The organism is Ahrensia marina, from assembly GCF_042140245.1.
In the GTDB taxonomy this organism is placed as follows: domain Bacteria; phylum Pseudomonadota; class Alphaproteobacteria; order Rhizobiales; family MH13; genus MH13.
In genome coordinates this window covers 2712753-2735492 of record NZ_CP159483.1, presented here as the reverse complement: position 1 = coordinate 2735492, position 22740 = coordinate 2712753, and the positions used below count along the sequence as shown (strand labels likewise).

The following is a 22740-nucleotide window of genomic DNA, read 5'->3' as shown; positions in this document are numbered from 1 at the left end:
CTTACTTGTTCTTACCTTCTTTGCGGAAGATGTATTCATCCGCATATTTGATGCCCTTACCTTTGTAAGGCTCCGGCGGACGGAACTTACGGATTTCCGCAGCCGCCTGGCCAACGCGTTGTTTGTCGATCCCAGACAACACGATTTCCGTTGGCTTCGGCACGGCAACCGAAACGCCCTCAGGCACGTCGTAGATGACGTCATTAGAGTAACCGAGCGCCAAGGTCAGTTTCGACCCTTGTGCTTGCGCACGATAGCCAACGCCATTGAGCTCCAACTTCTTCTCAAAGCCATCCGAAACACCGACAACGATGTTGTTCACCAATGTGCGGGACATGCCCCACATGGAACGCGAACGCTTATCCTTGCCACGAGGGCTTACCTCGATGCCGTCATCGCCCATGGACACGGAGCACTCGTCAACAACTGTAACGACCAACTCACCCTTAGGGCCTTTGACCGAAACGGTTTGACCTTTGACATCGGCCGTTACACCGCTAGGCAGCGCAACCGGCTTTTTACCGATACGAGACATTAATCTCTTCCTTTCATTGGACCGGTTTCTTCCAAGCAGTGCTTAGAAGACCTGGCACAAAACCTCGCCACCAACATTCTCTTCGCGCGCCTGATGGTCCGCCATCACGCCTTTTGGCGTTGACAGGATCGACACACCCAAGCCGTTGTTCACGGTTGGAATGTTGCGGACCGACGCGTAAACGCGGCGTCCAGGTTTGGACACACGTTCAATTTTGCGGATCACAGGTGCACCATCGAAATACTTCAGCTCAATGCTGATTTCCGACTTGCCATCGTCCATCTCCGTGCGCGCAAAACCACGAATGTAGCCTTCATCGGCCAACACCTGAAGCACACGTTCACGAAGCTTGGAAGCAGGAGCAACCACGCTTGTTTTGTTCCGCATCTGCGCATTGCGAATGCGCGTCAACATATCACCAATCGGATCTGTCATCGCCATCGTGAAGATCCTCCTACCAGCTTGATTTCACTAGGCCGGGCACATCGCCGGCCAAACCCAACTCACGCAACGCAATACGCGACATACCTAGCTTACGATAATAGGCACGTGGACGACCTGTTACGTTGCAACGGTTGCGCACGCGCGTTTTAGACGAGTTACGCGGCAACTCAGCCAACTTCATCGTCGCGTTGAAACGTTCCTCAGGGCTTGCACTCTTGTCATGCACGATTGCATTTAGCTCAGCGCGCTTCTGGGCGTAATGATCGACCAGCTTGCGGCGGCGGTTGTTCTTTTCAACGGCGCTTTTCTTAGCCATCTATCTCTATCCTTTGAAAAACGCGTCAGTTCGTGCGGAACGGGAAGTTGAAGTGCTTGAGCAGAGCCCGCGCTTCATCATCATTGTCCGCCGTGGTGCACACGATCACATCAAAACCCCACACCTGGTCGACTTTGTCATAGTCAATCTCAGGGAAGACGATGTGCTCTTTGATCCCCATGGCGTAGTTGCCATTGCCATCAAAGCTTTTCGGGTTCAGCCCGCGAAAGTCACGAACACGTGGCAGTGCGATTGTCACCAACCGGTCGAGAAACTCATACATGCGCGTCTTACGAAGAGTGACTTTAACGCCAAGCGGCATCTGCTCGCGCACCTTAAAGCCGGCGATCGACTTACGGGCATGCGTGATCACTGCTTTCTGACCGGCAATAGCTGTCAAATCTTCAGCCGCGGTTTTCACCTTCTTGGAGTCACCCACAGCTTCACCAACGCCCATGTTTAGGACGATTTTGTCAAGCGCTGGGATCTGCATCGGGTTTGCATAGGAAAACTCTTCCTTCAGCTTACCCTTGATCTCGCTCTCATAGAGCGACTTCATGCGTGGTGTATAATCAGCCATCGATCGCTTCTCCCGAGCGGCTGGCGACGCGCACCTTGGTGCCATCGTCTTGAATCTGGAAACGCACGCGCGTCGGTTTCCCATCTTTCGGATCGCGCAAGGCAATGTTCGAAATCTGGATCGGCGCTTCTTTGGAAATGATGCCGCCTTCGCTGTTCGCCGTCTGACGCTGGTGACGCTTCACCATGTTAACGCCTTGAACGAGCGCACGATTTTCAGCCGGCATCACCTGCATGACCTGGCCCGATCGACCCTTGTCACGACCGGCGAGCACTACAACGGTGTCACCTTTTTTGATCTTCGCAGCCATAACTACAGCACCTCCGGTGCAAGCGAGATGATCTTCATGTGGCTCTTGGCGCGCAGTTCGCGCGGCACTGGGCCAAAGATACGCGTGCCAACAGGCTCTTTGTTGTTGTTCACCAGAACAGCAGCATTGCGATCAAACCGGATCACAGAACCGTCTGGGCGGCGGATGTCTTTAGCGGTGCGCACAACGACCGCCTTCATCACATCACCCTTTTTCACCCGACCCCGGGGGATGGCTTCCTTCACGGAGACAACAATAATGTCGCCCACGCCAGCGTACTTGCGCTTGGAGCCGCCCAGGACCTTGATGCACATAACACGGCGCGCGCCGGAATTATCGGCGACGTCGAGGTTTGTTTGCATCTGAATCATGGCCGTATGCCTCTCTTATAAATCAACTGAAACGATCAACCGTGCGACGCCATCAGCGCGCGCGATTCATCGGCCAGAACCATGAAATTTTTCGACTTCGAGAGTGGACGGCATTCTTCGATCAGAACAATGTCGCCAGTCTTGAAGGAATTATCAGCATCATGCGCATGGTACTTCTTTGTACGACGCACAGTCTTCTTCAGAAGGGGGTGCGTGAAGCGTCGCTCGACAAGCACGGTAACGGTCTTGTCGGTTTTATCGCTCACCACGGTGCCCTGCAGAACGCGTTTTGGCATGGTCTATCTCCTCGTGACGAACGCTAGGCGTTCGCCGCTTCGCGCCGTTTGGCGTTCAGCACAGTGTTAATGCGCGCGATGGATCGGCGAACCTGCCGGAAACGCGCGGTGTTCTCCAACTGACCCGTGGCGCGCTGAAAGCGCAGATTGAACTGCTCTTTCTTCAGCTTCACCAACTCGTCCACAAGCTGGTCAGGGGTCATGAGGGCTGCGTCTTGCGCTTTCATCTCTCTGGTCTCCTGCCGCTATTCGCCAATGCGCTGAACGAAGCGCGTCTTCACCGGAAGCTTCATTGCCGCAAGGCGAAGCGCCTCGCGGGCTACATCTTCCGAAACACCATCGATCTCGAACATGATGCGACCAGGTTTCACTTTGGCTGCCCAATATTCCACCGAGCCCTTACCTTTACCCATACGCACTTCGGTCGGTTTCTTTGTCACCGGCACATCTGGGAAGATGCGGATCCACACTCGGCCGGCACGCTTCATGTGGCGTGTCATGGCACGGCGAGCCGCCTCAATCTGGCGCGCTGTCACACGCTCAGGCTCTTGAGCTTTCAGGCCAAAGGCACCAAAGGTCAGCGTCGTGCCACCCTTTGCCACGCCTTTGATGCGGCCCTTATGCTGTTTGCGAAACTTGGTGCGTTTCGGCTGAAGCATCGTCTTCGTTCCTGTTTTTTATGCCCGGTCTCCGCTGCAATCACGGACGCAAGGCACGTCTTAAAAAGTCAGTTCACAACGGCGAGACCGCCGTCCAAACGGCGGGCACGCCAAATCAATGCGTGTGTTTAATCGCGGCGACGTCCGCCGCCACCACCACCGGAGGCTTCCAGTGCGCGGCGCTCAGAGGCGAGCGGATCATGTTCCATGATCTCGCCTTTGTAGATCCAAACCTTGATACCAATGATACCGTAGGCGGTCTTTGCTTCTGCAGTGCCGTAGTCAACATCTGCGCGCAGTGTGTGCAGCGGAACTTGACCTTCGCGGTACCATTCCACACGGGCAATCTCAGCACCGCCCAAACGACCGCCAGAGTTGATACGGATGCCCAGGGCACCAGCTTTCATCGCGTTTTGCACCGCGCGCTTCATGGCACGACGGAAGGCAACACGACGCTCAAGTTGCGAGGCAATGGACTGAGCGACCAGCGTTGCGTCTGTGTCAGGCTTGCGCACTTCAACGATGTTGAGATGCACTTCGCTGTCCGTCATCTTAGAGATGGCACGGCGCAGCTTCTCAATATTATCCCCCTTGGGGCCAATGATGAAGCCTGGACGCGCCGTGTGGATCGAAATCCGGCACTTCTTAAGCGGACGCTCAATCACAATTTTTGAGATCGCTGGATCAGCGCCGCCCTTGGCACGACCGCCATCGCTTTTCACGAAAGTCGGAAGCTTCTTTGTGATGAACTCACGGATCGTGAGATCTTCATGAAGGAGCTTGGCGTAATCATTGTCAGCGAACCAACGTGAGTTCCACGTTTTGTTGATGCCCAGGCGCAAGCCTGTTGGGATGACTTTCTGACCCATTAAGCGGCCTCCTCAACTTCACGAACCACGATGGTCAAGTTCGAAAATGGCTTCTGAATCCGACCAACACGACCGCGCGCACGCGGTTGCCAACGCTTCATTACCAACGCCTTACCGACGAAAGCCTGCGCGACAACCAAGTTGTCGACATCCAAATCGTGGTTGTTTTCGGCGTTAGCAATTGCCGATTCCAGTGCTTTCTTTACGTCAACTGCGATGCGCTTGCGCGAGAAGGTCAGATCGGCCAACGCCTTATCAACCTTCTTGCCGCGGATCATTGCAGCGACCAAATTCAACTTCTGCGGGCTGATACGAAGCCGACGGACAACCGCCTGAGCTTCATTGTCAGCAAGCGAGCGTTCACGCGATGCCTTGCCCATCTTACTTCCTCTTTGCCTTCTTATCGGCGGCATGACCGTAATAGGTGCGCGTTGGCGCAAACTCACCGAATTTGTGGCCGATCATGTCTTCCGAGATCGAAACCGGAATGTGCTTCTGGCCGTTGTAGACACCGAAAGTCAGACCGACGAACTGCGGAAGGATTGTCGAGCGGCGCGACCAAATCTTGATCACATCGTTCCGACCGCTTTCACGCGCCTTATCAGCCTTCTTTAAAATGTACCCGTCGATAAACGGGCCTTTCCATACCGAACGTGACATGGGAGCTCCGTTATTTCTTCTTGCGCTGATGGCGCGAGCGAATGATGAATTTATCGGTCGCCTTGTTCGAGCGAGTCCGCTTGCCCTTAGTCGGCTTGCCCCATGGCGTCACCGGGTGACGGCCACCAGACGTACGACCTTCACCACCACCATGCGGGTGATCAACCGGGTTCATAACAACACCGCGAACCGATGGACGACGGCCAAGCCAACGTGCACGACCAGCCTTACCAAGGTTGGTGTTCATGTGGTCGGGGTTCGACACGGCCCCAACCGATGCAAAACAACGACCGTGGATGAGACGCTGCTCTCCAGACTGCAAACGAACAATCGCATACGCGCCGTCGCGACCAACAAGTTGCGCATACGCACCAGCGGAGCGAGCGATCTGACCGCCCTTACCGATCTTGAGTTCCACATTGTGGATGATCGTGCCAACAGGCATGGACGCAAGCGGCATAGCGTTGCCTGGCTTTACGTCGGTTTTCTCATCAGAGATCACCTTGTCGCCTTCGGACAAGCGTTGCGGCGCCAAAATGTAGGCCTGGTCACCATCCTCATAGGTCACCAACGCTATAAATGCAGTCCGGTTCGGATCGTACTCAAGACGCTCCACTGTGCCAACAACGCCAAGCTTTTCCCGACGCTTGAAATCGATGATGCGGTAGGTGCGCTTCACACCACCGCCACGACGACGCACGGTGATACGACCGGTGTTGTTACGACCACCTTTCGACGTCAAGCCTTCGGTAAGCTGCTTGACCGGCTTGCCCTTATGCAAAGCAGAGCGGTCAACTGCAACCAACTGGCGGCGTCCCGGCGATGTTGGATTGAATGTCTTCAATGCCATTGTTCTAAATCCTCACTTCGCCTTAAAGACCGGTCGTCACGTCGATGGACTGGCCATCTTCAAGAGTCACGATCGCTTTCTTGACGTCCGACTGGTGACCAATCATGCCGCGAAAGCGCTTTTCTTTGCCCTTGCGGACAAGTGTGTTCACAGCCTTAACCTTCACCGAGAACAAAGCTTCGACAGCTTTCTTGATCTGCGGCTTGGTGGCGGTCGGTGAAACGTTGAACATCACCTGGCCATTTTCAGATGCCATCGTCGATTTCTCAGTGATCACCGGCGAGACGATCACGTCGTAATGGGTTGGGTTCGAGCTCATTTGAAGCGCGCCTCCAGCGCATCGACAGCATCCTTGGACAGGACCAGCGTGTTGCGACGCAAAATGTCGTAAACATTGATGCCCTGCACCGGCAGCACATCTACATTTGGAAGGTTCCGGGCTGCCTTGGCGAAATTATCGTTCACCGATGCACCATCGATGAACAGAGCGTTGGTCAGGCCGCGTTCACCGAGAACTCCAGCAACAACCTTTGTCTTGGCTTCAACATCTGCGAAGCTTTCAACCACAATCAAGTTCTCAGCCTTCACTTTTGAAGAAAGCGCGTGGCGAAGAGCCAAGGCACGAACGCGTTTCGGCAAATCATGAGCATGCGAACGCACGCGTGGACCGTGGGCCTTGCCACCGCCAACAAATGACCCAACCCGGCGCGAACCGTGACGGGCACGCCCGCCGCCTTTTTGCTTGCCGAATTTAGCACCTGTACGCGCAATCTCTCCACGCTGCTTGGTTTTGTGATTGCCAGTCTGACGCTTAGCGAGCTGATAGCGCACCATCCGCTGCAGGAGATCAGCTCGCGGCTCAAGACCGAAAACTTCCTCCGACACAGCAACCTTACCGGCAGCCTTACCATCAAGCTTGGTGACCTTGATATCCATTAGACGGCCTCCTCAACTTGAGCTGTCTCATTGGCTGCACCAGCTGGAGCGCGAAACGCGCCAGGTGTTGGAACATCACCAGGCAAAGACTTCTTCACAGCGTCACGAACCATGATCCAGCCGCCCTTAGAACCAGGGACAGAGCCTTCAACCATGATCAGGCCGCGTTCAACGTCCGTCTTGACGACTTTGAGGTTCTGCGTAGTCACACGCTCATTGCCCATCTGACCAGCCATCTTCTTACCTTTGAAGACTTTGCCAGGATCCTGGCACTGACCGGTTGAACCGTGCGCGCGGTGCGAAATCGACACACCATGTGAAGCGCGAAGACCACCGAAATTGTGGCGTTTCATAGCACCGGCGAAGCCTTTACCGATGGACGTACCGGATACGTCGACATACTGGCCCGGAACAAAATGATCGGCGGTGAACTCAGCACCGACATCAACCAAGTTGTCTTCCGATACCCGAAACTCAACAACCTTACGCTTCGGCTCAACATTCACCTTGGCGAACGCACCGCGTTCAGCTTTGGTCGTGTTCTTAACCTTAGCAAGGCCGCAGCCGAGCTGCATGGCTGTGTAGCCATTCTTTTCCACGGTGCGGTGGCCAACCACCTGGCAATTGTCGATCTTCAAAACCGTCACGGGGATATGACGCCCGTCTTTGGCGAAGATGCGGGTCATGCCCACCTTCTGTGCGATAAGTCCTGACCGCATGGGTCCCGTCCTTCTAATCGCGTTTCAAACGCTTGTTTCTTAAAAACCGGGTGGCTTAGCCGCCCAGCTTGATTTCCACATCCACACCAGCAGACAAGTCGAGCTTCATCAGCGCGTCCACTGTCTGTGGGGTTGGGTCGATGATGTCCAAAAGCCGCTTATGGGTACGGATTTCAAACTGCTCGCGACTCTTCTTGTCGATGTGCGGCGAGCGGTTGACCGTGAATTTTTCAATCCGCGTTGGAAGCGGGATAGGGCCACGCACCTGCGCGCCTGTCCGCTTTGCGGTCGAAACGATCTCAACGGTCGACGTGTCGAGGACACGATGGTCGAACGCTTTCAATCGAATTCGAATGTTCTGTCCGTTCATGGCCGAACCTTCTGCCTATCTAATGTGTGAGACCCGACGTTTGGGGTTTCACGAGGGAACGAAAAAGCGCGCAGCCAATCCAAAGGCAGCTGCGCGCTGTTAGTCTGTCTACTCGACGATTTTGGAGACGACGCCGGCGCCGACGGTACGGCCGCCTTCGCGGATGGCAAAGCGCAGCTTCTCTTCCATCGCGATCGGCACGATCAGATCAACATTGATCTCAACATTATCGCCCGGCATCACCATTTCCACGCCCTCTTTCAGCGTCACGATGCCGGTCACATCGGTCGTGCGGAAGTAGAACTGTGGGCGGTAGTTGGTGAAGAACGGCGTGTGACGGCCACCCTCTTCCTTCGTCAGGATGTAGGCTTCAGCCACAAACTTCGTGTGCGGCGTCACCGAGCCTGGCTTGCAGAGGATCTGGCCACGCTCAACATCTTCACGGCCAACACCACGCAGCAGCGCGCCAATGTTGTCGCCCGCTTCACCGCGATCAAGCAGCTTGCGGAACATCTCAACGCCCGTGCAGGTGGTTTTCTGCGTGTCACGGATGCCGACGATTTCAATCTCTTCGCCAACATTCACAACACCGCGTTCCACACGGCCGGTCACAACCGTACCGCGACCAGAGATCGAGAACACGTCTTCGATCGGCATCAGGAACGGCTGGTCCACCGGACGCTCAGGCTGTGGAATGTAGCTGTCCACATGCTCCATCAGCTCACGGATTTTGGTCTCACCGATTTCAGGTGTCTTGCCTTCCAGAGCGGCCAGAGCCGAACCGGCCACGATGGGGATATCATCGCCTGGGAACTCGTAAGACGACAGCAGCTCACGGATTTCCATTTCGACAAGCTCAAGCAGCTCTTCATCGTCGACCTGGTCAACCTTGTTCATGAACACCACCAGCGCTGGCACACCAACCTGGCGGGCAAGCAGAATGTGCTCGCGGGTCTGTGGCATCGGGCCATCAGCAGCTGAACACACCAGGATCGCGCCATCCATCTGCGCCGCACCGGTGATCATGTTCTTCACATAGTCAGCGTGGCCTGGGCAGTCGACGTGTGCGTAGTGACGGTTGGGTGTTTCATACTCAACGTGCGCCGTTGAGATGGTGATACCGCGGGCACGCTCTTCAGGTGCACCGTCAATCTCATCATAGGCTTTGAAGTCACCAAAATACTTCGTGATCGCCGCCGTCAACGTCGTCTTACCATGGTCAACGTGACCAATCGTGCCAACATTCACATGCGGCTTGTTACGCTCAAACTTCTCTTTCGCCATTTTCGGCTCTCCGTAATCTCGACTGACGTCGTGTTAATCTTGAGTGTCGCGTTGCCTGGATCAGGCGTACTTCGACTTAACTTCTTCCGCGATGGCTTGCGGAACCTGCTCATAGTGATCGAACTGCATGGTGTATTGCGCACGGCCCTGCGTTGAAGACCGCAGCGCGGACACATAGCCAAACATATTAGCCAGCGGCACGAAGGCGTTGATAACGGTGGCCACACCACGCGTTTCGGTGCCCTGGATCTGGCCGCGACGTGAGTTAAGGTCACCCATAACCGAACCGGCATACTCATCCGGGGTTACAACTTCGACCTTCATCACCGGTTCAAGCAGTTTTGGACCGGCTTTTTGAACGGCTTCACGGAACGCAGCACGCCCAGCGATCTCAAAGGCAAGCACCGAGGAGTCCACATCATGGTAGGCGCCGTCGGTCAGTGTTGCTGTGATGTCGAGCATCGGGAAGCCAGCAATCGGACCCGATGACATAACCGACCCAATGCCCTTATCGACACCAGGAATGTATTCCTTCGGCACATTACCGCCGACAACTGTGTCAGTGAACACGTAACCAGAGTTCGGCTCGCCAGGTTCAATAGTGATCTTCACGCGCGCAAACTGACCTGAACCACCGGACTGTTTCTTGTGGGTGTAATCAACATCGGCCGTCTTCGTGATGGTCTCGCGGTAAGCCACTTGCGGCTGACCGATGTTGGCCTCCACCTTGAACTCACGCTTCATGCGATCAACCAGAATGTCGAGGTGAAGCTCGCCCATTCCAGCGATGATTGTCTGACCAGATTCATGGTCAACTTTCACGCGGAATGAAGGGTCCTCAGCTGCGAGACGGTTCAGCGCGATGGACATCTTCTCCTGGTCGCCCTTAGTCTTCGGCTCAATAGCGATCTCGATGACCGGCTCAGGGAATTCCATACGTTCAAGGATTACAGGCTTCAGCGGCTCGCAGAGCGTATCGCCTGTTGTTGTTTCCTTCAGACCAGCAATCGCGACAATGTCACCAGCGTAGGCTACCTTGATGTCTTCACGGCTGTTGGAGTGCATAGCCATCATACGGCCTACGCGCTCACGCTTGTCTTTCACCGAGTTAAGCAAGGTAGAGCCCTGCTCAAGCACGCCGGAATAAAGACGGCAGAATGTGAGCGAACCAACGAACGGATCGTTCATAATTTTGAACGCGAGGATCGAAAGTGGTTCATCATCGGAAGCTTTGCGCTCGATTTCACCATCAGTTTTTACATCGATGCCCTTAATGGCAGGGATATCCACCGGCGATGGGAGGAAATCGACCACAGCGTCGAGCAGCGGCTGCACGCCTTTGTTCTTAAAGGCAGATCCACAGAAGACTGGGAAGAACTCAACGTTACATGTGCCCTTACGGATCAAGCGACGAATGGTGTCGTTGTCTGGCATTTCGCCTTCGAGATACGCTTCCATGACATCGTCATCCATTTCGGCGACGGTCTCAATCAGCTGCTCACGGAACTCTTCAGCCTTGTCTTTCAGGTCCGCAGGGATCTCAACAACATCCCACTCGGCACCAAGATTTTCAGATTTCCAGACCAAGGCATTCATCTCAATGAGATCAACAACACCGGCGAAATCATTCTCAGCCCCGATCGGCAACTGCATCACGATGGGCTTGCCACCAAGACGCTCTTTGATCATCTCAACTGAGTTGTAAAAGTCAGCGCCAAGCTTATCCATCTTGTTGACGAAGATCATACGCGGCACATGGTACTTGTCAGCCTGGCGCCACACTGTCTCAGTCTGCGGCTCTACGCCAGCGTTGGCGTCAAGCAGCGCGATCGCGCCATCAAGCACGCGAAGTGAACGCTCCACTTCAATGGTGAAGTCCACGTGACCTGGCGTGTCGATGATGTTGAAGCGACGCTTCTTGCCGTCACGGCCTTCCCAGAAAGTGGTGGTCGCAGCAGACGTAATCGTAATGCCACGCTCCTGCTCCTGCTCCATCCAATCCATGGTCGCAGCGCCGTCGTGTACTTCACCGATTTTGTGCGACTTACCCGTATAGTACAGGATGCGTTCGGTCGTGGTCGTCTTACCAGCGTCAATGTGGGCCATGATGCCGAAGTTACGATAGTCCTCGATGACGTATTCGCGTGCCATGGGGGGATGCTCCTTAGCGGACCAAAAGGTCCTAAATTACCAGCGATAGTGCGAGAAGGCGCGGTTGGCGTCGGCCATCCGGTGCGTATCTTCGCGCTTCTTAACGGCAGTGCCACGGTTGCTCGACGCGTCCAGCATCTCGCCCGACAAACGATCCACCATGGTGTTTTCGTTGCGACCGCGAGCTGCCGAGATCAACCAACGGATCGCCAAGGCCTGGCGACGCTCGGTTCGCACTTCAACAGGCACCTGATAGGTCGCACCACCGACACGGCGTGAGCGAACCTCAACCGACGGGGAAACGTTGCCCAACGCCTGATGGAAAACTTCCAGCGGGTTCTGTCCAGTCCGCGTTTCAATGGTGTCAAAAGCACCATACACAATGCGCTCAGCGGCAGACTTTTTGCCATCGATCATGATGGCATTCATGAATTTTGAGACAACCAGATCACCGAACTTGGGATCGGGGTTGACGACGCGCTTCTCGGCTGCGTGACGACGTGACATCGCTTCTTACCCTTACTTAGGACGCTTAGCGCCGTATTTCGAACGACGCTGCTTACGGTCTTTAACGCCCTGGGTATCCAGAACACCGCGCAGAATGTGATAACGCACACCCGGCAAATCTTTCACGCGACCACCGCGAAGCATCACAACAGAGTGCTCCTGCAGGTTATGGCCAACGCCTGGGATGTAGCCGATGACCTCAAAGCCGTTTACCAGGCGCACCTTGGCAACCTTACGAAGGGCCGAGTTCGGCTTCTTTGGGGTCGTGGTATAGACACGGGTGCAAACGCCGCGCTTTTGCGGGTTCTGCTCCAGTGCCGGAACTTTGTTACGCTTGACCGGAGCCTGACGTGGCTTGCGGATCAGCTGATTAATAGTTGGCATCTAAGCCTCTTCCTTTTTGGTCGAACGCTTCGGCCTCGTCAGCCGATCGCTTTTCGCCTCATCAATTGCGTCTAAGCCAAAGCCTCAAGACGCATACCTTAACGACAACAAACAAAGCGCCATTCGGGGCATTCCCCGGGCGCTTTGCAATCAGAGGACCAAGAAAGCACCGAAGTGCGGGTATCTCAGTCGTGACATGCTTAAATTTGCAGCCAGTCAAAGCAGCGTTTGGAACCAAGCCAGCTTGCGAATTGACACAAGCTAAAAGGCTTTGCGAACCACGGCCTGCCGCAAAAGTGAGCGGTGGATACGATGGGTTAGGCGTATGGTCAAGCCCCTAACCAGAAATTTGGCCGGTTAAGGCAAAGTTCGTCAATCTCAAGGGCCACAAGGGCTCAGCTCTAGCTTTCACACCTACAAACACTTCGCGAAACAGGCACTTGGCGCAACTTTCGTTCGCACAGGCACAAGGTATCGCTGACATAAAAAAGCCGCTGAAACCAAACCTGATTCCAGCGGCTCTGATTTTCGTTTTCGAACCAGGTTACTCGGCTGCGGGTGTCTGCTCGGAAAGGTCTTCCAAGACCGCTTCCACATCGACAACCGGTTCGGCTTCACGCGCATCAAGAATGAGATCATCGCGCTTGGCTGCAACCTGCTTGATCTTGTTCATCATCCGGCCAGTACCGGCTGGGATCAAACGACCCACAATGATGTTCTCTTTCAAGCCTTCGAGCGTGTCGACTTTACCGTTGACCGCAGCCTCGGTGAGGACACGTGTGGTCTCCTGGAACGATGCCGCGGAGAAGAACGAACGGGTTTGCAGCGATGCCTTGGTGATACCAAGCAGCACCGGCGTGCCCGACGCAGGCTTCTTGCCATCGGCGGTCAGTTGCTCATTGAGCTCTTCAAGCTCAATGCGATCAACCTGTTCACCGGCCAGGAACTCACTGTCGCCCGGATCGGTGATGTCCACCTTCTGCAACATCTGACGCACGATCACCTCAATATGCTTATCGTTGATAAGCACACCTTGCAGGCGATAGACCTCTTGAATTTCGTTGACGAGATAGGCCGCCAACTCTTCCACGCCCTTGACCGCAAGAATATCGTGCGGCGCTGGCAGGCCATCGATAAGGAAGTCGCCTTTCTGAACCTCATCCCCATCCTGAAGCTGCATGTGCTTGGATTTCGGGATCAGATATTCAGCTGGCTCCATACCCTCTTCGTGCGGCTGGATCGAAATCCGACGCTTGTTCTTGTAGTCACGGCCAAAGCGAACCACACCATCAATGTCAGCCATGATGGCTGCATCTTTTGGACGACGCGCTTCAAAGAGTTCTGCAACGCGCGGCAGACCACCGGTGATGTCACGGGTCTTGGCACTTTCGAGCGCGATACGTGCAAGCACGTCACCGGCCTTCACCTTATCTCCTGGCGACACGGAAAGAACAGCATCGGCAGGCAAGAGAGCACGAGCATCGCCACCGCGCGCGGTTTTGAGAATCTCGCCCTTCTTGTCCTTGATCACCATAGCAGGACGCAGATCAGCCCCGCGCGGCGTGGAACGCCAATCAATAATCAGACGTTTGGCGATACCGGTAACTTCGTCAACCTGCTCGGACATGGACACGCCATCGACCAAGTCTTCGAACTCAACCTCACCATCCACATCAGCCAAGATCGGACGAGTATAAGGATCCCATTCCGCCATGCGCTGACCGCGGCGAACCGTATCACCTTCTTCAATCAGCAAGCGCGAGCCATAGGTCACACGATGCACCGCCGCTTCATTGCCCTGATCATCAGTGACGACAATGAACATGTTCCGACCGGTCGCAATCAGATGACCCTCGGTGTTGCGGGACACAGAGCGGTTGCGAAGGCTGATCGTGCCCTCATTGTTCGACTCAATGAACGAGCTATCGACAACCTGGGCCGTACCACCAATGTGGAACGTACGCATCGTAAGCTGCGTGCCTGGCTCACCAATGGACTGTGCAGCGATAACACCCACAGCCTCACCCATGTTCACAGGCGTGCCCCGAGCAAGGTCGCGACCGTAACAAGTGCCGCAAACGCCGTGACGCGTTTCGCAGGTGAGCACAGAGCGAATTTTCACGCCCTGAACGCCGCTTTCTTCAATGGCAATCACCGCCTTCTCGTCGATTAGAGTGCCTTTAGGAACCACCACTTCAAGCGTTTCAGGGTGGATCACATCATCGGCAGCCGTACGACCAAGCACACGCTGCCCGAGTGAAGCCACAACCTGACCAGCATCGACGATGGCCTGGACGCGGATACCTTTATCGGTGCCGCAATCCACCTGGCTAATGATCGAATCCTGCGCCACATCGACCAAACGGCGGGTCAGATACCCGGAGTTGGCCGTTTTCAGCGCCGTATCAGCGAGGCCCTTACGCGCACCGTGGGTGGAGTTGAAGTACTCCATCACAGTCAGGCCTTCTTTAAAGTTCGACGTGATCGGCGTCTCAATGATCGAGCCATCCGGCTTAGCCATCAAGCCACGCATACCAGCAAGCTGTTTCATCTGAGCCGGCGAACCACGGGCACCGGAGTGCGCCATCATGTAAACCGAGTTGATCGGCTTCTGGCGATTTGTTTCCTCATCGATTTCGACAGAGGAAATCCGCGCCATCATTTCGTCGGCGATCTTGTCGGTGCACTTGGCCCAAGCATCAACAACCTTGTTGTACTTCTCACCTTGGGTGATCAGGCCGTCATTGTACTGCTGCTCGAACTCCTCAACCATCGTCCGGGTCTCATCAACGAGGCCCTTCTTGGTGTCGGGGATGACCATGTCGTCCTTACCGAACGAGATGCCAGCCTTACAGGCTTGACGGAAACCAAAGCCCATCACTTGGTCGGCGAAGATCACGGTCTCTTTCTGACCGCATGCGCGGTAGACCGCGTCGATCATCCGACTGATTTCCTTTTTGGTCATCAGGCGATTGGCGGCGTCAAACGGCACCTTGGCATTCTTCGGTAACAGATCGGCCAAGAGATAGCGACCAGCGGTCGTGTCATGAATTTCCGAGACGGCATTGCCATCGGCATCTACGGTTTTGTAGCGACCTTTGATCTTGGTGTGCAGCGTGATGACACTGGCATCAAGCGCGGCTTGCACCTCGCCTGTCGACCCGAACACCATGCCCTCGCCGGGCTCATTGTCCGCTTCGATGGTCAGGTAATACAGGCCAAGAACCATATCCTGCGACGGCACGATGATCGGTTGACCATTTGCCGGATGCAGAATGTTGTTCGTTGACATCATCAAGACGCGCGCTTCCAACTGCGCTTCAAGCGACAGCGGAACGTGGACAGCCATTTGGTCGCCGTCAAAGTCGGCGTTAAATGCAGTACATACCAGCGGGTGAAGCTGAATGGCCTTGCCTTCGATGAGCACCGGCTCAAACGCCTGGATGCCCAAACGGTGAAGCGTCGGCGCACGGTTGAGCATAACCGGGTGCTCACGGATCACCTCATCGAGGATGTCCCAAACCTCCGGACGCTCTTTCTCCACCAGCTTTTTGGCTTGCTTGACGGTGTTGGAGTAGCCCTTAGCGTCAAGGCGCGAATAGATAAACGGCTTGAACAGCTCAAGCGCCATCTTCTTCGGCAAGCCACACTGGTGCAGCTTCAGCTCTGGACCGGTCACGATCACAGAGCGACCGGAATAGTCGACTCGCTTACCAAGCAGGTTCTGACGGAACCGGCCCTGCTTACCTTTGAGCATATCAGCAAGTGACTTCAACGGACGCTTGTTGGCGCCGGTGATCACTCGGCCACGACGACCATTGTCGAACAGCGCATCCACCGCCTCTTGAAGCATACGCTTCTCGTTACGGATGATGATGTCAGGCGCTCGCAGCTCAATCAGTCGCTTCAAACGGTTGTTGCGATTGATCACGCGGCGATAAAGATCGTTGAGATCCGACGTCGCAAAGCGACCACCATCCAGCGGCACCAAGGGACGCAAATCAGGGGGAATGACCGGCACAACGGTCATAATCATCCACTCAGGCTTGTTGCCAGAGTTGAGGAACGCGTCGATCAGCTTGATACGCTTAGCCAGTTTTTTCGGCTTCAGTTCACCGGTTGCTTCAGCCATTTCCTGCTTCAGCTGATCGCGCAGCACAGGCAGATCCAGATCGCCGAGCAACTTACGAATTGCCTCAGCACCGATCATCGCGGTGAAGCTGTCAGCGCCATATTCATCCTGCGCCTGAAGATACTCTTCTTCCGACATCAGTTGGTAAGGCGCGAGCGGCGTCAGGCCCTGCTCGGTGACAACATAGTTCTCAAAGTAGAGCACGCGCTCCACGTCTTTGAGCGCCATGTCCAGCAGCGTCGCGATACGCGATGGCAGCGACTTCAGGAACCAAATATGCGCAACCGGCGCGGCCAGCTCGATATGGCCCATACGCTCGCGGCGCACTTTGGTCAGGGTGACCTCAACACCGCACTTCTCGCAGATAATACCTTTGTATTTCATGCGCTTATATTTACCGCACAAGCACTCATAGTCCTTGATCGGGCCAAAAATACGCGCACAGAAAAGACCGTCCCGCTCAGGCTTGAACGTACGGTAGTTGATGGTTTCAGGCTTTTTGATCTCGCCATACGACCAGGAGAGAATCTTCTCCGGGCTCGCCAATGAAATGCGGATCTGGTCAAAACTTGGCATCGTGGACTGCAAGTCACGGCCAAAGACGTTTTGGATTTCCTGGTTCAAAGCGTGTCTCCTAAGGGTCTAAACCCTGGGTGCTGCATCTGCCTTGCGCCACTGGCAGCCTGGAACACCCTGATATTTGTTTCTTCACGCGCTCCAAGGGACAAGGCAAAGCGCCCTGCCCCTTGGTATCTGTGTTACTCAGCAGCGTCCTGTGTTGGAATTTCAACGTCGATGATGTCCTCATCATCCTCGTCTTCCTCACTCTGGGCCAACTCAACATTGAGGCCGAGTGAACGCATCTCTTTGACGAGCACATTGAAGCTTTCTGGAATACCAGCTTCAAACGCATCCTCGCCACGCACGATCGCCTCATACACCTTGGTACGACCGGCCACGTCATCGGACTTCACAGTAAGCATCTCTTGGAGGGTATAGGCCGCGCCGTAAGCTTCCAAAGCCCAGACCTCCATCTCACCAAAGCGCTGGCCACCAAACTGCGCCTTACCACCCAGCGGCTGCTGCGTGACAAGTGAGTATGGTCCAATCGAACGCGCGTGGATCTTGTCATCCACCAAGTGGTGCAGCTTGAGTACATACTTGTACCCAACCGTCACTTTGCGATCGAACTGATCACCAGTGCGGCCATCAAACAGCGTGACTTGGCCTGAACGATCAAGACCTGCTTTTTCCAACATCTCGGCCACATCAGGTTCACGGGCACCATCAAAGACCGGAGTACCGATCGGCACCCCTTTCGACAGCTGCTTGCCAAGACCAACGATCTCGCCTTCCGACAGTTTGTCCACCTCAACGGCGTCACCATAAATCGTAGTGATCCGCTCCTGAAGCTGCGCTACGTCAGCTTCCTTGCGATAGGAATCAACCGCTTTCTGGATCGACTTCCCAAGGCCCGAGCAAGCCCAACCCATGTGGGTTTCAAGGATTTGCCCCACGTTCATACGCGACGGCACACCAAGTGGGTTCAGCACCACATCGACAGGCGTCCCATCTTCAAGGAACGGCATGTCTTCCTGCGGCACGATTTTCGAAACCACACCTTTGTTGCCGTGACGACCAGCCATCTTATCGCCTGGCTGAATCTTACGCTTCACTGCGACGAAGACTTTGACCATCTTCATCACGCCAGGGGGAAGCTCGTCGCCTCGTTGCAGCTTCTCAACTTTGTCCATGAACCGCTGTTCAAGCTGGTTCTTGGATTCATCGTACTGTGCACGCAGCGCTTCGATTTCACCCATAAGCGTGTCGTCGTCGAGCGCAAACGTCCACCACTGTGAACGCGGATACTCGTTGAGCACATCGATGGTGATCGCATCACCCTTTTTGTAGCCCTTAGGCCCGGCAATACCTTTTTTGCCCGACAGCATGTCGGCCAAACGACCGTATACGTTGCGATCCAAGATTGCTTGCTCATCATCGCGGTCTTTGCCGAGGCGTTCGATTTCCTCACGCTCAATAGCAATCGCGCGCTCATCTTTGTCGATGCCATGGCGATTGAAGACGCGAACCTCAACAATGGTTCCCTTCACACCGGGAGGCACGCGCAGCGAGGTATCGCGCACATCAGATGCTTTCTCACCGAAGATGGCACGCAGAAGCTTCTCTTCCGGCGTCATCGGGCTTTCGCCCTTCGGGGTGATCTTACCGACCAAGATATCGCCAGCTTCAACTTCCGCCCCGATATAGACCATGCCGGCCTCATCAAGGTTTTTCAGCGCTTCCTCAGAAACGTTGGGAATATCACGGGTGATCTCTTCCGGGCCCAACTTGGTGTCGCGCGCCATCACCTCGAACTCTTCAAGGTGGATGGACGTGAACACATCGTCTTTCACGATGCGCTCGGACATCAAAATGGAGTCCTCAAAGTTGTAGCCGTTCCAGGGCATAAACGCGACGAGCACGTTTTTACCGAGTGCCAACTCACCCATCTCAGTCGATGGACCGTCAGCGATGATTTCGCCCTTCTTCACCTCATCGCCGATCGTCACAAGCGGACGCTGGTTGATACAGGTGTTCTGATTGGAACGCTGGAACTTCATCAAGCGATAGATATCAACACCCGGACGACCGGGATCGAGGTCCTCGGTGGCACGAATAACGATACGGGTTGCGTCCACCTGCTCCACGATGCCTGTGCGACGTGCACCAATCGCAGCGCCAGAATCCTGCGCCACAATGCGCTCCATGCCGGTACCGACCAGCGGCGCCTCAGCGCGCACCAACGGCACGGCCTGACGCTGCATGTTCGAGCCCATAAGAGCGCGGTTAGCATCATCATTTTCAAGGAACGGGATCAGCGAGGCAGCCACAGAAACCAGCTGCTTCGGAGACACGTCCATAAGGTCAACGCGCTCTTTCGGCGTGAGCATCACATCGCTCTGGTGGCGGCACACAACCAGCTCATTGATGAAGTTACCATCATTGTCAAGCTCAGAGTTCGCCTGTGCAATATGGTGACGTGCTTCTTCCATCGCCGACAAGAAGACCACTTCGTCGGTCACATTACCGTCGTTCACTTTGCGATAAGGCGTTTCGATGAAGCCGTACTTGTTCACGCGAGCAAATGTCGCCAACGAGTTGATAAGACCAATATTCGGGCCTTCCGGCGTTTCAATTGGGCAGATGCGGCCGTAGTGCGTTGGATGAACATCGCGGACCTCAAAGCCTGCACGCTCGCGTGTCAGACCACCTGGCCCAAGCGCAGACAGGCGACGCTTGTGAGTGATCTCAGACAGCGGGTTCGTCTGATCCATAAACTGCGAAAGCTGCGAGGAACCAAAGAACTCACGAACCGCGGCCGAGGCAGGCTTGGCGTTGATCAAGTCCTGCGGCATCACCGTACCGATCTCGACCGATGACATGCGCTCCTTGATGGCCCGCTCCATACGTAGCAAACCAACGCGGTACTGGTTTTCCATCAGCTCGCCAACGGAACGCACACGGCGGTTACCTAGATTGTCGATGTCATCAATCTCGCCCTTGCCGTCACGCAGACCAAGCAGTGTGCGCAGCACTTCCAGAATGTCTTCTTTGCGCAGCGTACGAACGGTGTCTTCAGCATCCAGATCAAGACGCATGTTCATTTTCACGCGACCGACGGCGGAAAGATCATAGCGCTCAGCATCGAAGAACAGCGACTGGAACATCGCTTCAGCGGCTTCAATGGTTGGCGGCTCGCCTGGGCGCATCACACGGTAGATGTCAAACAGTGCTTCAGCCCGGCTTTCGTTCTTGTCAGCCATCAGCGTGTTGCGGATGTAGCCACCGGTGTTCACATGGTCGATGTCGAGCAGGTTCAACGACTTGAAGCCAAGCTCAAGCAGTTTTTCCATCAGCTCTTCGGTGATTTCTTCACCAGCTTCGGCGTAAATTTCACCGGTTTCCATGTTCACGACATCTTCAGCCAAATACTGGCTGATCATGTCTTCGGCTTCCACGCGCAGGTTTTTCAAACCTTCGTCAGCGAGACGCTTGGCCTGACGTGGTGTGATTTTTTTGCCGGATTCAACAGCAACTTCGCCGGTGGCATCATTGATCAGGTCACGTGTGACCTTCATGCCTTCCATTTTCCCGGCGTCAAACGGTGTTTTCCAACCGGTCTTCGTCTTGGTATGAACCGAAGCGGTGTAGTAAGTGTTCAAAATCTCTTCGGTGTCGAGGCCGAGCGCATAAAGCAGGGATGACACGGGGATCTTCCGCCGACGATCGATGCGCGCATGCACAATGTCTTTGGCATCGAACTCGATATCCAACCACGAACCGCGGTAAGGAATAATGCGCGCGGCGAACAGAAGCTTGCCAGACGAGTGTGACTTACCCTTGTCATGGTCGAAGAACACGCCAGGTGAGCGGTGCATCTGCGAAACGATCACGCGCTCGGTGCCGTTAACGATGAACGTTCCGTTCGTCGTCATCAGCGGCATGTCGCCCATGTAGACGTCCTGCTCTTTGATGTCCTTGACCGACTTGGCGCCGGTTTCTTCATCCACATCAAACACGATGAGCTGAAGGTTCACTTTCAAAGGCGCTGAGAACGTCATGCCCCGCTGACGGCACTCATCAACATCATATTTGGGTGGTTCAAACTCGTAGCGAACAAATTGCAGCATGGCAGTGCCAGCAAAGTCCGAAATCGGGAACACCGATTTGAAAACCGACTGCAACCCCTCATCATCCGGGCGGCCACCTTCTGGCTCGTCCACCATCAGGAACTGCTCGTAAGATGCCATCTGCACTTCGATGAGATTGGGCATATCGGCAACTTCGCGAATGTTGCCAAACATGCGCCGTGGGCGCGAGCGCACAGAAAAGCTCGTCACCGGTACTGTGTTCATTTTGCGCGAAAGATCGGAAGTCGTTGAAGTATTTGCCACGTCGATGGTCGCCATGTCCGCTCCTTGTATGGACCTAAAACCAGACCGACCTCGGGGGTGGATCGTCTGGCATCAGATCACCTGGGAAGCGCTGCGCACAGTGTGCGAAAACCAGCGTTTGCCAGGTCATCCGATCATTCAAAAATGCATCTCAATCAGCAAAGAGCCTTAGAGACGCGAAAAAGATGGCACCGAACCCTCAAAGCCTTTGAGGACGGCCCATCTTACAAAACAAGCAATCCAATCCCTTAGTTACGCGGGATTGGTCGATGTGGCTGCACTTCACTGCACAGCCACATCGCGCAAGACATATGCCTTACTTCAGGTCGACAGAAGCACCGGCTTCTTCGAGCTTTTTCTTCAGCTCTTCTGCTTCTGCTTTGGCTACGCCTTCTTTAACAGGCTTCGGCGCGCCTTCAACCAAGTCTTTGGCTTCTTTCAGGCCGAGACCTGTGATGCCGCGAACTTCTTTGATGACGTTGATTTTCTTGTCGCCGGCCGACGTCAGGATGACATCAAACTCATCCTTTTCTTCGGCAGCTTCAGCGCCACCAGCAGCCGCGCCACCAGCTGCAGCAACAGCTACGGGAGCAGCGGCAGAAACGCCCCACTTTTCTTCCAGCATTTTGGAAAGCTCAGCAGCTTCCAAAACAGTAAGGTTGGACAGGTCGTCCACGAGTTGTTCAAGATTTGCCATTGTATTAAGTCCTTAAGAGGTCTGTTCGATCAGTTTGTGAAAGCCGCTTACGCCGCTTCGCCCTTGTCAGCATAGGCTTGGACCACACGCGCCAACCCACCAGCCGGTGCGTTGACAACCTGCGCGATACGCGTTGCTGGGGTTTGAACCATTCCAACAATCTTAGCACGCAGTTCATCAAGCGAAGGCATCGTTGCCAGCGCTTTGACGCCATTGGCGTCCAGGTGTGTGGCGCCCATTGCACCACCAATGAGAACGAACTGTTCGTTGTCTTTGGCAAATGCGCTGGCCACCTTCGGCGCCGCCACCGGATCATCCGAATAGGCAATCAAAGTCTGCCCTTCGAAAAGATCGGCGATATGCGCCGCGTCCGTGCCGTCAAGAGCCAGCTTTGCAAGGCGGTTTTTGGCGACCTTAACCGTGCCACCGGCTTCGCGCATTTTCGCACGAAGGTCGGTCATTTTGGCAACGGAAAGACCACCATAGTGGGCAACGACCACAACACCGGCCGAGGAGAAAACCTCGTTCAGCGTCGAGACCATTTCGCGCTTTTCCGCTCTATCCACTGTCTCTCTCCAGTTGGCCAATCCTTCCTCAAGTGAGGAGATCAAGGCCGGTTTCATTGTGATGCCCGCCAAAACGCGCACCGTTCAAAACCTGCCCCGACCGCCCGTAGGATGGCCGATAACGGATCGAACTGACCGGTGAGAGCGAC

The 22740-nt window shown here is 55.0% G+C and carries 25 protein-coding genes; all 25 read right to left on the bottom strand.

What is annotated here, in order from left to right; all coding sequences use genetic code 11:
* Position 1: 1 nt before the first annotated feature.
* Entirely contained in the window at positions 2-535 is a 534-nt protein-coding gene (gene rplF, locus ABWH92_RS13360) for a 50S ribosomal protein L6 (protein ID WP_375569130.1), read from the bottom strand.
* A 42-nt stretch (positions 536-577) separates the two neighbouring features.
* Positions 578-976 carry a 30S ribosomal protein S8 gene (gene rpsH, locus ABWH92_RS13355; RefSeq protein WP_375569128.1) on the bottom strand — a complete coding sequence of 133 codons (399 nt, stop codon included), beginning with the start codon at positions 974-976 and terminating at the stop codon, positions 578-580.
* Between the two features lie 13 nt (positions 977-989).
* Positions 990-1295 carry a 30S ribosomal protein S14 gene (gene rpsN, locus ABWH92_RS13350; RefSeq protein WP_375569126.1) on the bottom strand — a complete coding sequence of 102 codons (306 nt, stop codon included), beginning with the start codon at positions 1293-1295 and terminating at the stop codon, positions 990-992.
* 25 nt (positions 1296-1320) lie between these two features.
* Positions 1321-1875 carry a 50S ribosomal protein L5 gene (rplE, locus tag ABWH92_RS13345; protein WP_375569124.1) on the bottom strand — a complete coding sequence of 185 codons (555 nt, stop codon included), beginning with the start codon at positions 1873-1875 and terminating at the stop codon, positions 1321-1323.
* A complete protein-coding gene (gene rplX, locus ABWH92_RS13340; RefSeq protein WP_375569122.1) occupies positions 1868-2185 on the bottom strand; it encodes a 50S ribosomal protein L24 in 318 nt (105 codons plus the stop codon). Before rplX ends, rplE begins: the two co-directional genes overlap by 8 nt.
* Positions 2186-2187: 2 nt before the next feature.
* On the bottom strand, positions 2188-2556 hold the full coding sequence (gene rplN / locus ABWH92_RS13335) for a 50S ribosomal protein L14 (protein WP_375569120.1): 369 nt from the start codon (positions 2554-2556) through the stop codon (positions 2188-2190).
* A 35-nt stretch (positions 2557-2591) separates the two neighbouring features.
* Positions 2592-2852 (bottom strand): 30S ribosomal protein S17, encoded by a 261-nt coding sequence (rpsQ, locus tag ABWH92_RS13330; protein WP_375569118.1) that lies wholly within the window; start codon positions 2850-2852, stop codon positions 2592-2594.
* A 23-nt stretch (positions 2853-2875) separates the two neighbouring features.
* Positions 2876-3079 (bottom strand): 50S ribosomal protein L29, encoded by a 204-nt coding sequence (gene rpmC, locus ABWH92_RS13325; protein WP_375569116.1) that lies wholly within the window; start codon positions 3077-3079, stop codon positions 2876-2878.
* A gap of 18 nt (positions 3080-3097) precedes the next feature.
* Positions 3098-3511 carry a 50S ribosomal protein L16 gene (gene rplP, locus ABWH92_RS13320; RefSeq protein WP_375569115.1) on the bottom strand — a complete coding sequence of 138 codons (414 nt, stop codon included), beginning with the start codon at positions 3509-3511 and terminating at the stop codon, positions 3098-3100.
* Between the two features lie 128 nt (positions 3512-3639).
* The gene (gene rpsC / locus ABWH92_RS13315; protein WP_375569113.1) at positions 3640-4380 is read right to left on the bottom strand and encodes a 30S ribosomal protein S3; all 741 of its coding nucleotides are present in this window, start codon (positions 4378-4380) and stop codon (positions 3640-3642) included.
* A complete protein-coding gene (rplV, locus tag ABWH92_RS13310; RefSeq protein WP_375569111.1) occupies positions 4380-4760 on the bottom strand; it encodes a 50S ribosomal protein L22 in 381 nt (126 codons plus the stop codon). The genes rpsC and rplV overlap by 1 nt, the downstream gene beginning before the upstream one ends.
* A gap of 1 nt (position 4761) precedes the next feature.
* On the bottom strand, positions 4762-5040 hold the full coding sequence (rpsS, locus tag ABWH92_RS13305) for a 30S ribosomal protein S19 (protein WP_375569109.1): 279 nt from the start codon (positions 5038-5040) through the stop codon (positions 4762-4764).
* Between the two features lie 10 nt (positions 5041-5050).
* Positions 5051-5890 (bottom strand): 50S ribosomal protein L2, encoded by an 840-nt coding sequence (gene rplB, locus ABWH92_RS13300; protein ID WP_375569107.1) that lies wholly within the window; start codon positions 5888-5890, stop codon positions 5051-5053.
* 22 nt (positions 5891-5912) lie between these two features.
* Entirely contained in the window at positions 5913-6209 is a 297-nt protein-coding gene (locus ABWH92_RS13295) for a 50S ribosomal protein L23 (protein WP_375569105.1), read from the bottom strand.
* Entirely contained in the window at positions 6206-6826 is a 621-nt protein-coding gene (rplD, locus tag ABWH92_RS13290) for a 50S ribosomal protein L4 (RefSeq protein ID WP_375569103.1), read from the bottom strand. The genes ABWH92_RS13295 and rplD overlap by 4 nt, the downstream gene beginning before the upstream one ends.
* Entirely contained in the window at positions 6826-7545 is a 720-nt protein-coding gene (gene rplC / locus ABWH92_RS13285) for a 50S ribosomal protein L3 (protein WP_375569101.1), read from the bottom strand. Before rplC ends, rplD begins: the two co-directional genes overlap by 1 nt.
* Before the next feature lie 55 nt (positions 7546-7600).
* Positions 7601-7915, bottom strand: a complete 315-nt coding sequence (gene rpsJ, locus ABWH92_RS13280; protein ID WP_375569099.1) for a 30S ribosomal protein S10 — start codon at positions 7913-7915, stop codon at positions 7601-7603.
* Between the two features lie 108 nt (positions 7916-8023).
* Entirely contained in the window at positions 8024-9199 is a 1176-nt protein-coding gene (gene tuf / locus ABWH92_RS13275; protein ID WP_375568696.1) for an elongation factor Tu, read from the bottom strand.
* Positions 9200-9259: 60 nt separating this feature from the next.
* The gene (fusA, locus tag ABWH92_RS13270; RefSeq protein WP_375569098.1) at positions 9260-11350 is read right to left on the bottom strand and encodes an elongation factor G; all 2091 of its coding nucleotides are present in this window, start codon (positions 11348-11350) and stop codon (positions 9260-9262) included.
* Between the two features lie 36 nt (positions 11351-11386).
* Complete coding sequence (gene rpsG, locus ABWH92_RS13265; protein ID WP_375569096.1) at positions 11387-11857, bottom strand: 30S ribosomal protein S7; 471 nt, start codon at positions 11855-11857, stop codon at positions 11387-11389.
* Between the two features lie 12 nt (positions 11858-11869).
* On the bottom strand, positions 11870-12241 hold the full coding sequence (rpsL, locus tag ABWH92_RS13260) for a 30S ribosomal protein S12 (RefSeq protein WP_375569094.1): 372 nt from the start codon (positions 12239-12241) through the stop codon (positions 11870-11872).
* A gap of 544 nt (positions 12242-12785) precedes the next feature.
* Complete coding sequence (rpoC, locus tag ABWH92_RS13255) at positions 12786-16997, bottom strand: DNA-directed RNA polymerase subunit beta' (protein WP_375569092.1); 4212 nt, start codon at positions 16995-16997, stop codon at positions 12786-12788.
* A 134-nt stretch (positions 16998-17131) separates the two neighbouring features.
* Positions 17132-21289 (bottom strand): DNA-directed RNA polymerase subunit beta, encoded by a 4158-nt coding sequence (gene rpoB / locus ABWH92_RS13250; RefSeq protein WP_375574248.1) that lies wholly within the window; start codon positions 21287-21289, stop codon positions 17132-17134.
* A gap of 355 nt (positions 21290-21644) precedes the next feature.
* The gene (gene rplL / locus ABWH92_RS13245; RefSeq protein ID WP_375569091.1) at positions 21645-22025 is read right to left on the bottom strand and encodes a 50S ribosomal protein L7/L12; all 381 of its coding nucleotides are present in this window, start codon (positions 22023-22025) and stop codon (positions 21645-21647) included.
* Between the two features lie 47 nt (positions 22026-22072).
* On the bottom strand, positions 22073-22591 hold the full coding sequence (gene rplJ / locus ABWH92_RS13240) for a 50S ribosomal protein L10 (RefSeq protein WP_375574247.1): 519 nt from the start codon (positions 22589-22591) through the stop codon (positions 22073-22075).
* Positions 22592-22740 lie beyond the last annotated feature (149 nt).

Bases quoted from the DNA above. Each gene is read 5' to 3' on its own strand.
- rplL (WP_375569091.1), bottom strand. From the start codon at position 22,025: ATGGCAAATCTTGAACAACTCGTGGACGACCTGTCCAACCTTACTGTT.
- rplX (WP_375569122.1), bottom strand. From the start codon at position 2,185: ATGGCTGCGAAGATCAAAAAAGGTGACACCGTTGTAGTGCTCGCCGGT.
- rpsG (WP_375569096.1), bottom strand. From the start codon at position 11,857: ATGTCACGTCGTCACGCAGCCGAGAAGCGCGTCGTCAACCCCGATCCC.
- rpsH (WP_375569128.1), bottom strand. From the start codon at position 976: ATGGCGATGACAGATCCGATTGGTGATATGTTGACGCGCATTCGCAAT.
- rpsN (WP_375569126.1), bottom strand. From the start codon at position 1,295: ATGGCTAAGAAAAGCGCCGTTGAAAAGAACAACCGCCGCCGCAAGCTG.
- ABWH92_RS13295 (WP_375569105.1), bottom strand. From the start codon at position 6,209: ATGAGCTCGAACCCAACCCATTACGACGTGATCGTCTCGCCGGTGATC.
- tuf (WP_375568696.1), bottom strand. From the start codon at position 9,199: ATGGCGAAAGAGAAGTTTGAGCGTAACAAGCCGCATGTGAATGTTGGC.
- rpsQ (WP_375569118.1), bottom strand. From the start codon at position 2,852: ATGCCAAAACGCGTTCTGCAGGGCACCGTGGTGAGCGATAAAACCGAC.
- rpsS (WP_375569109.1), bottom strand. From the start codon at position 5,040: ATGTCACGTTCGGTATGGAAAGGCCCGTTTATCGACGGGTACATTTTA.
- rplV (WP_375569111.1), bottom strand. From the start codon at position 4,760: ATGGGCAAGGCATCGCGTGAACGCTCGCTTGCTGACAATGAAGCTCAG.
- rplC (WP_375569101.1), bottom strand. From the start codon at position 7,545: ATGCGGTCAGGACTTATCGCACAGAAGGTGGGCATGACCCGCATCTTC.
- rplE (WP_375569124.1), bottom strand. From the start codon at position 1,875: ATGGCTGATTATACACCACGCATGAAGTCGCTCTATGAGAGCGAGATC.
- rpsC (WP_375569113.1), bottom strand. From the start codon at position 4,380: ATGGGTCAGAAAGTCATCCCAACAGGCTTGCGCCTGGGCATCAACAAA.
- rplN (WP_375569120.1), bottom strand. From the start codon at position 2,556: ATGATTCAGATGCAAACAAACCTCGACGTCGCCGATAATTCCGGCGCG.
- rplD (WP_375569103.1), bottom strand. From the start codon at position 6,826: ATGGATATCAAGGTCACCAAGCTTGATGGTAAGGCTGCCGGTAAGGTT.
- fusA (WP_375569098.1), bottom strand. From the start codon at position 11,350: ATGGCACGCGAATACGTCATCGAGGACTATCGTAACTTCGGCATCATG.
- rplF (WP_375569130.1), bottom strand. From the start codon at position 535: ATGTCTCGTATCGGTAAAAAGCCGGTTGCGCTGCCTAGCGGTGTAACG.
- rplP (WP_375569115.1), bottom strand. From the start codon at position 3,511: ATGCTTCAGCCGAAACGCACCAAGTTTCGCAAACAGCATAAGGGCCGC.
- rpmC (WP_375569116.1), bottom strand. From the start codon at position 3,079: ATGAAAGCGCAAGACGCAGCCCTCATGACCCCTGACCAGCTTGTGGAC.
- rplB (WP_375569107.1), bottom strand. From the start codon at position 5,890: ATGGCATTGAAGACATTCAATCCAACATCGCCGGGACGCCGCCAGTTG.
- rpsL (WP_375569094.1), bottom strand. From the start codon at position 12,241: ATGCCAACTATTAATCAGCTGATCCGCAAGCCACGTCAGGCTCCGGTC.
- rpsJ (WP_375569099.1), bottom strand. From the start codon at position 7,915: ATGAACGGACAGAACATTCGAATTCGATTGAAAGCGTTCGACCATCGT.
- rpoB (WP_375574248.1), bottom strand. From the start codon at position 21,289: ATGAACACAGTACCGGTGACGAGCTTTTCTGTGCGCTCGCGCCCACGG.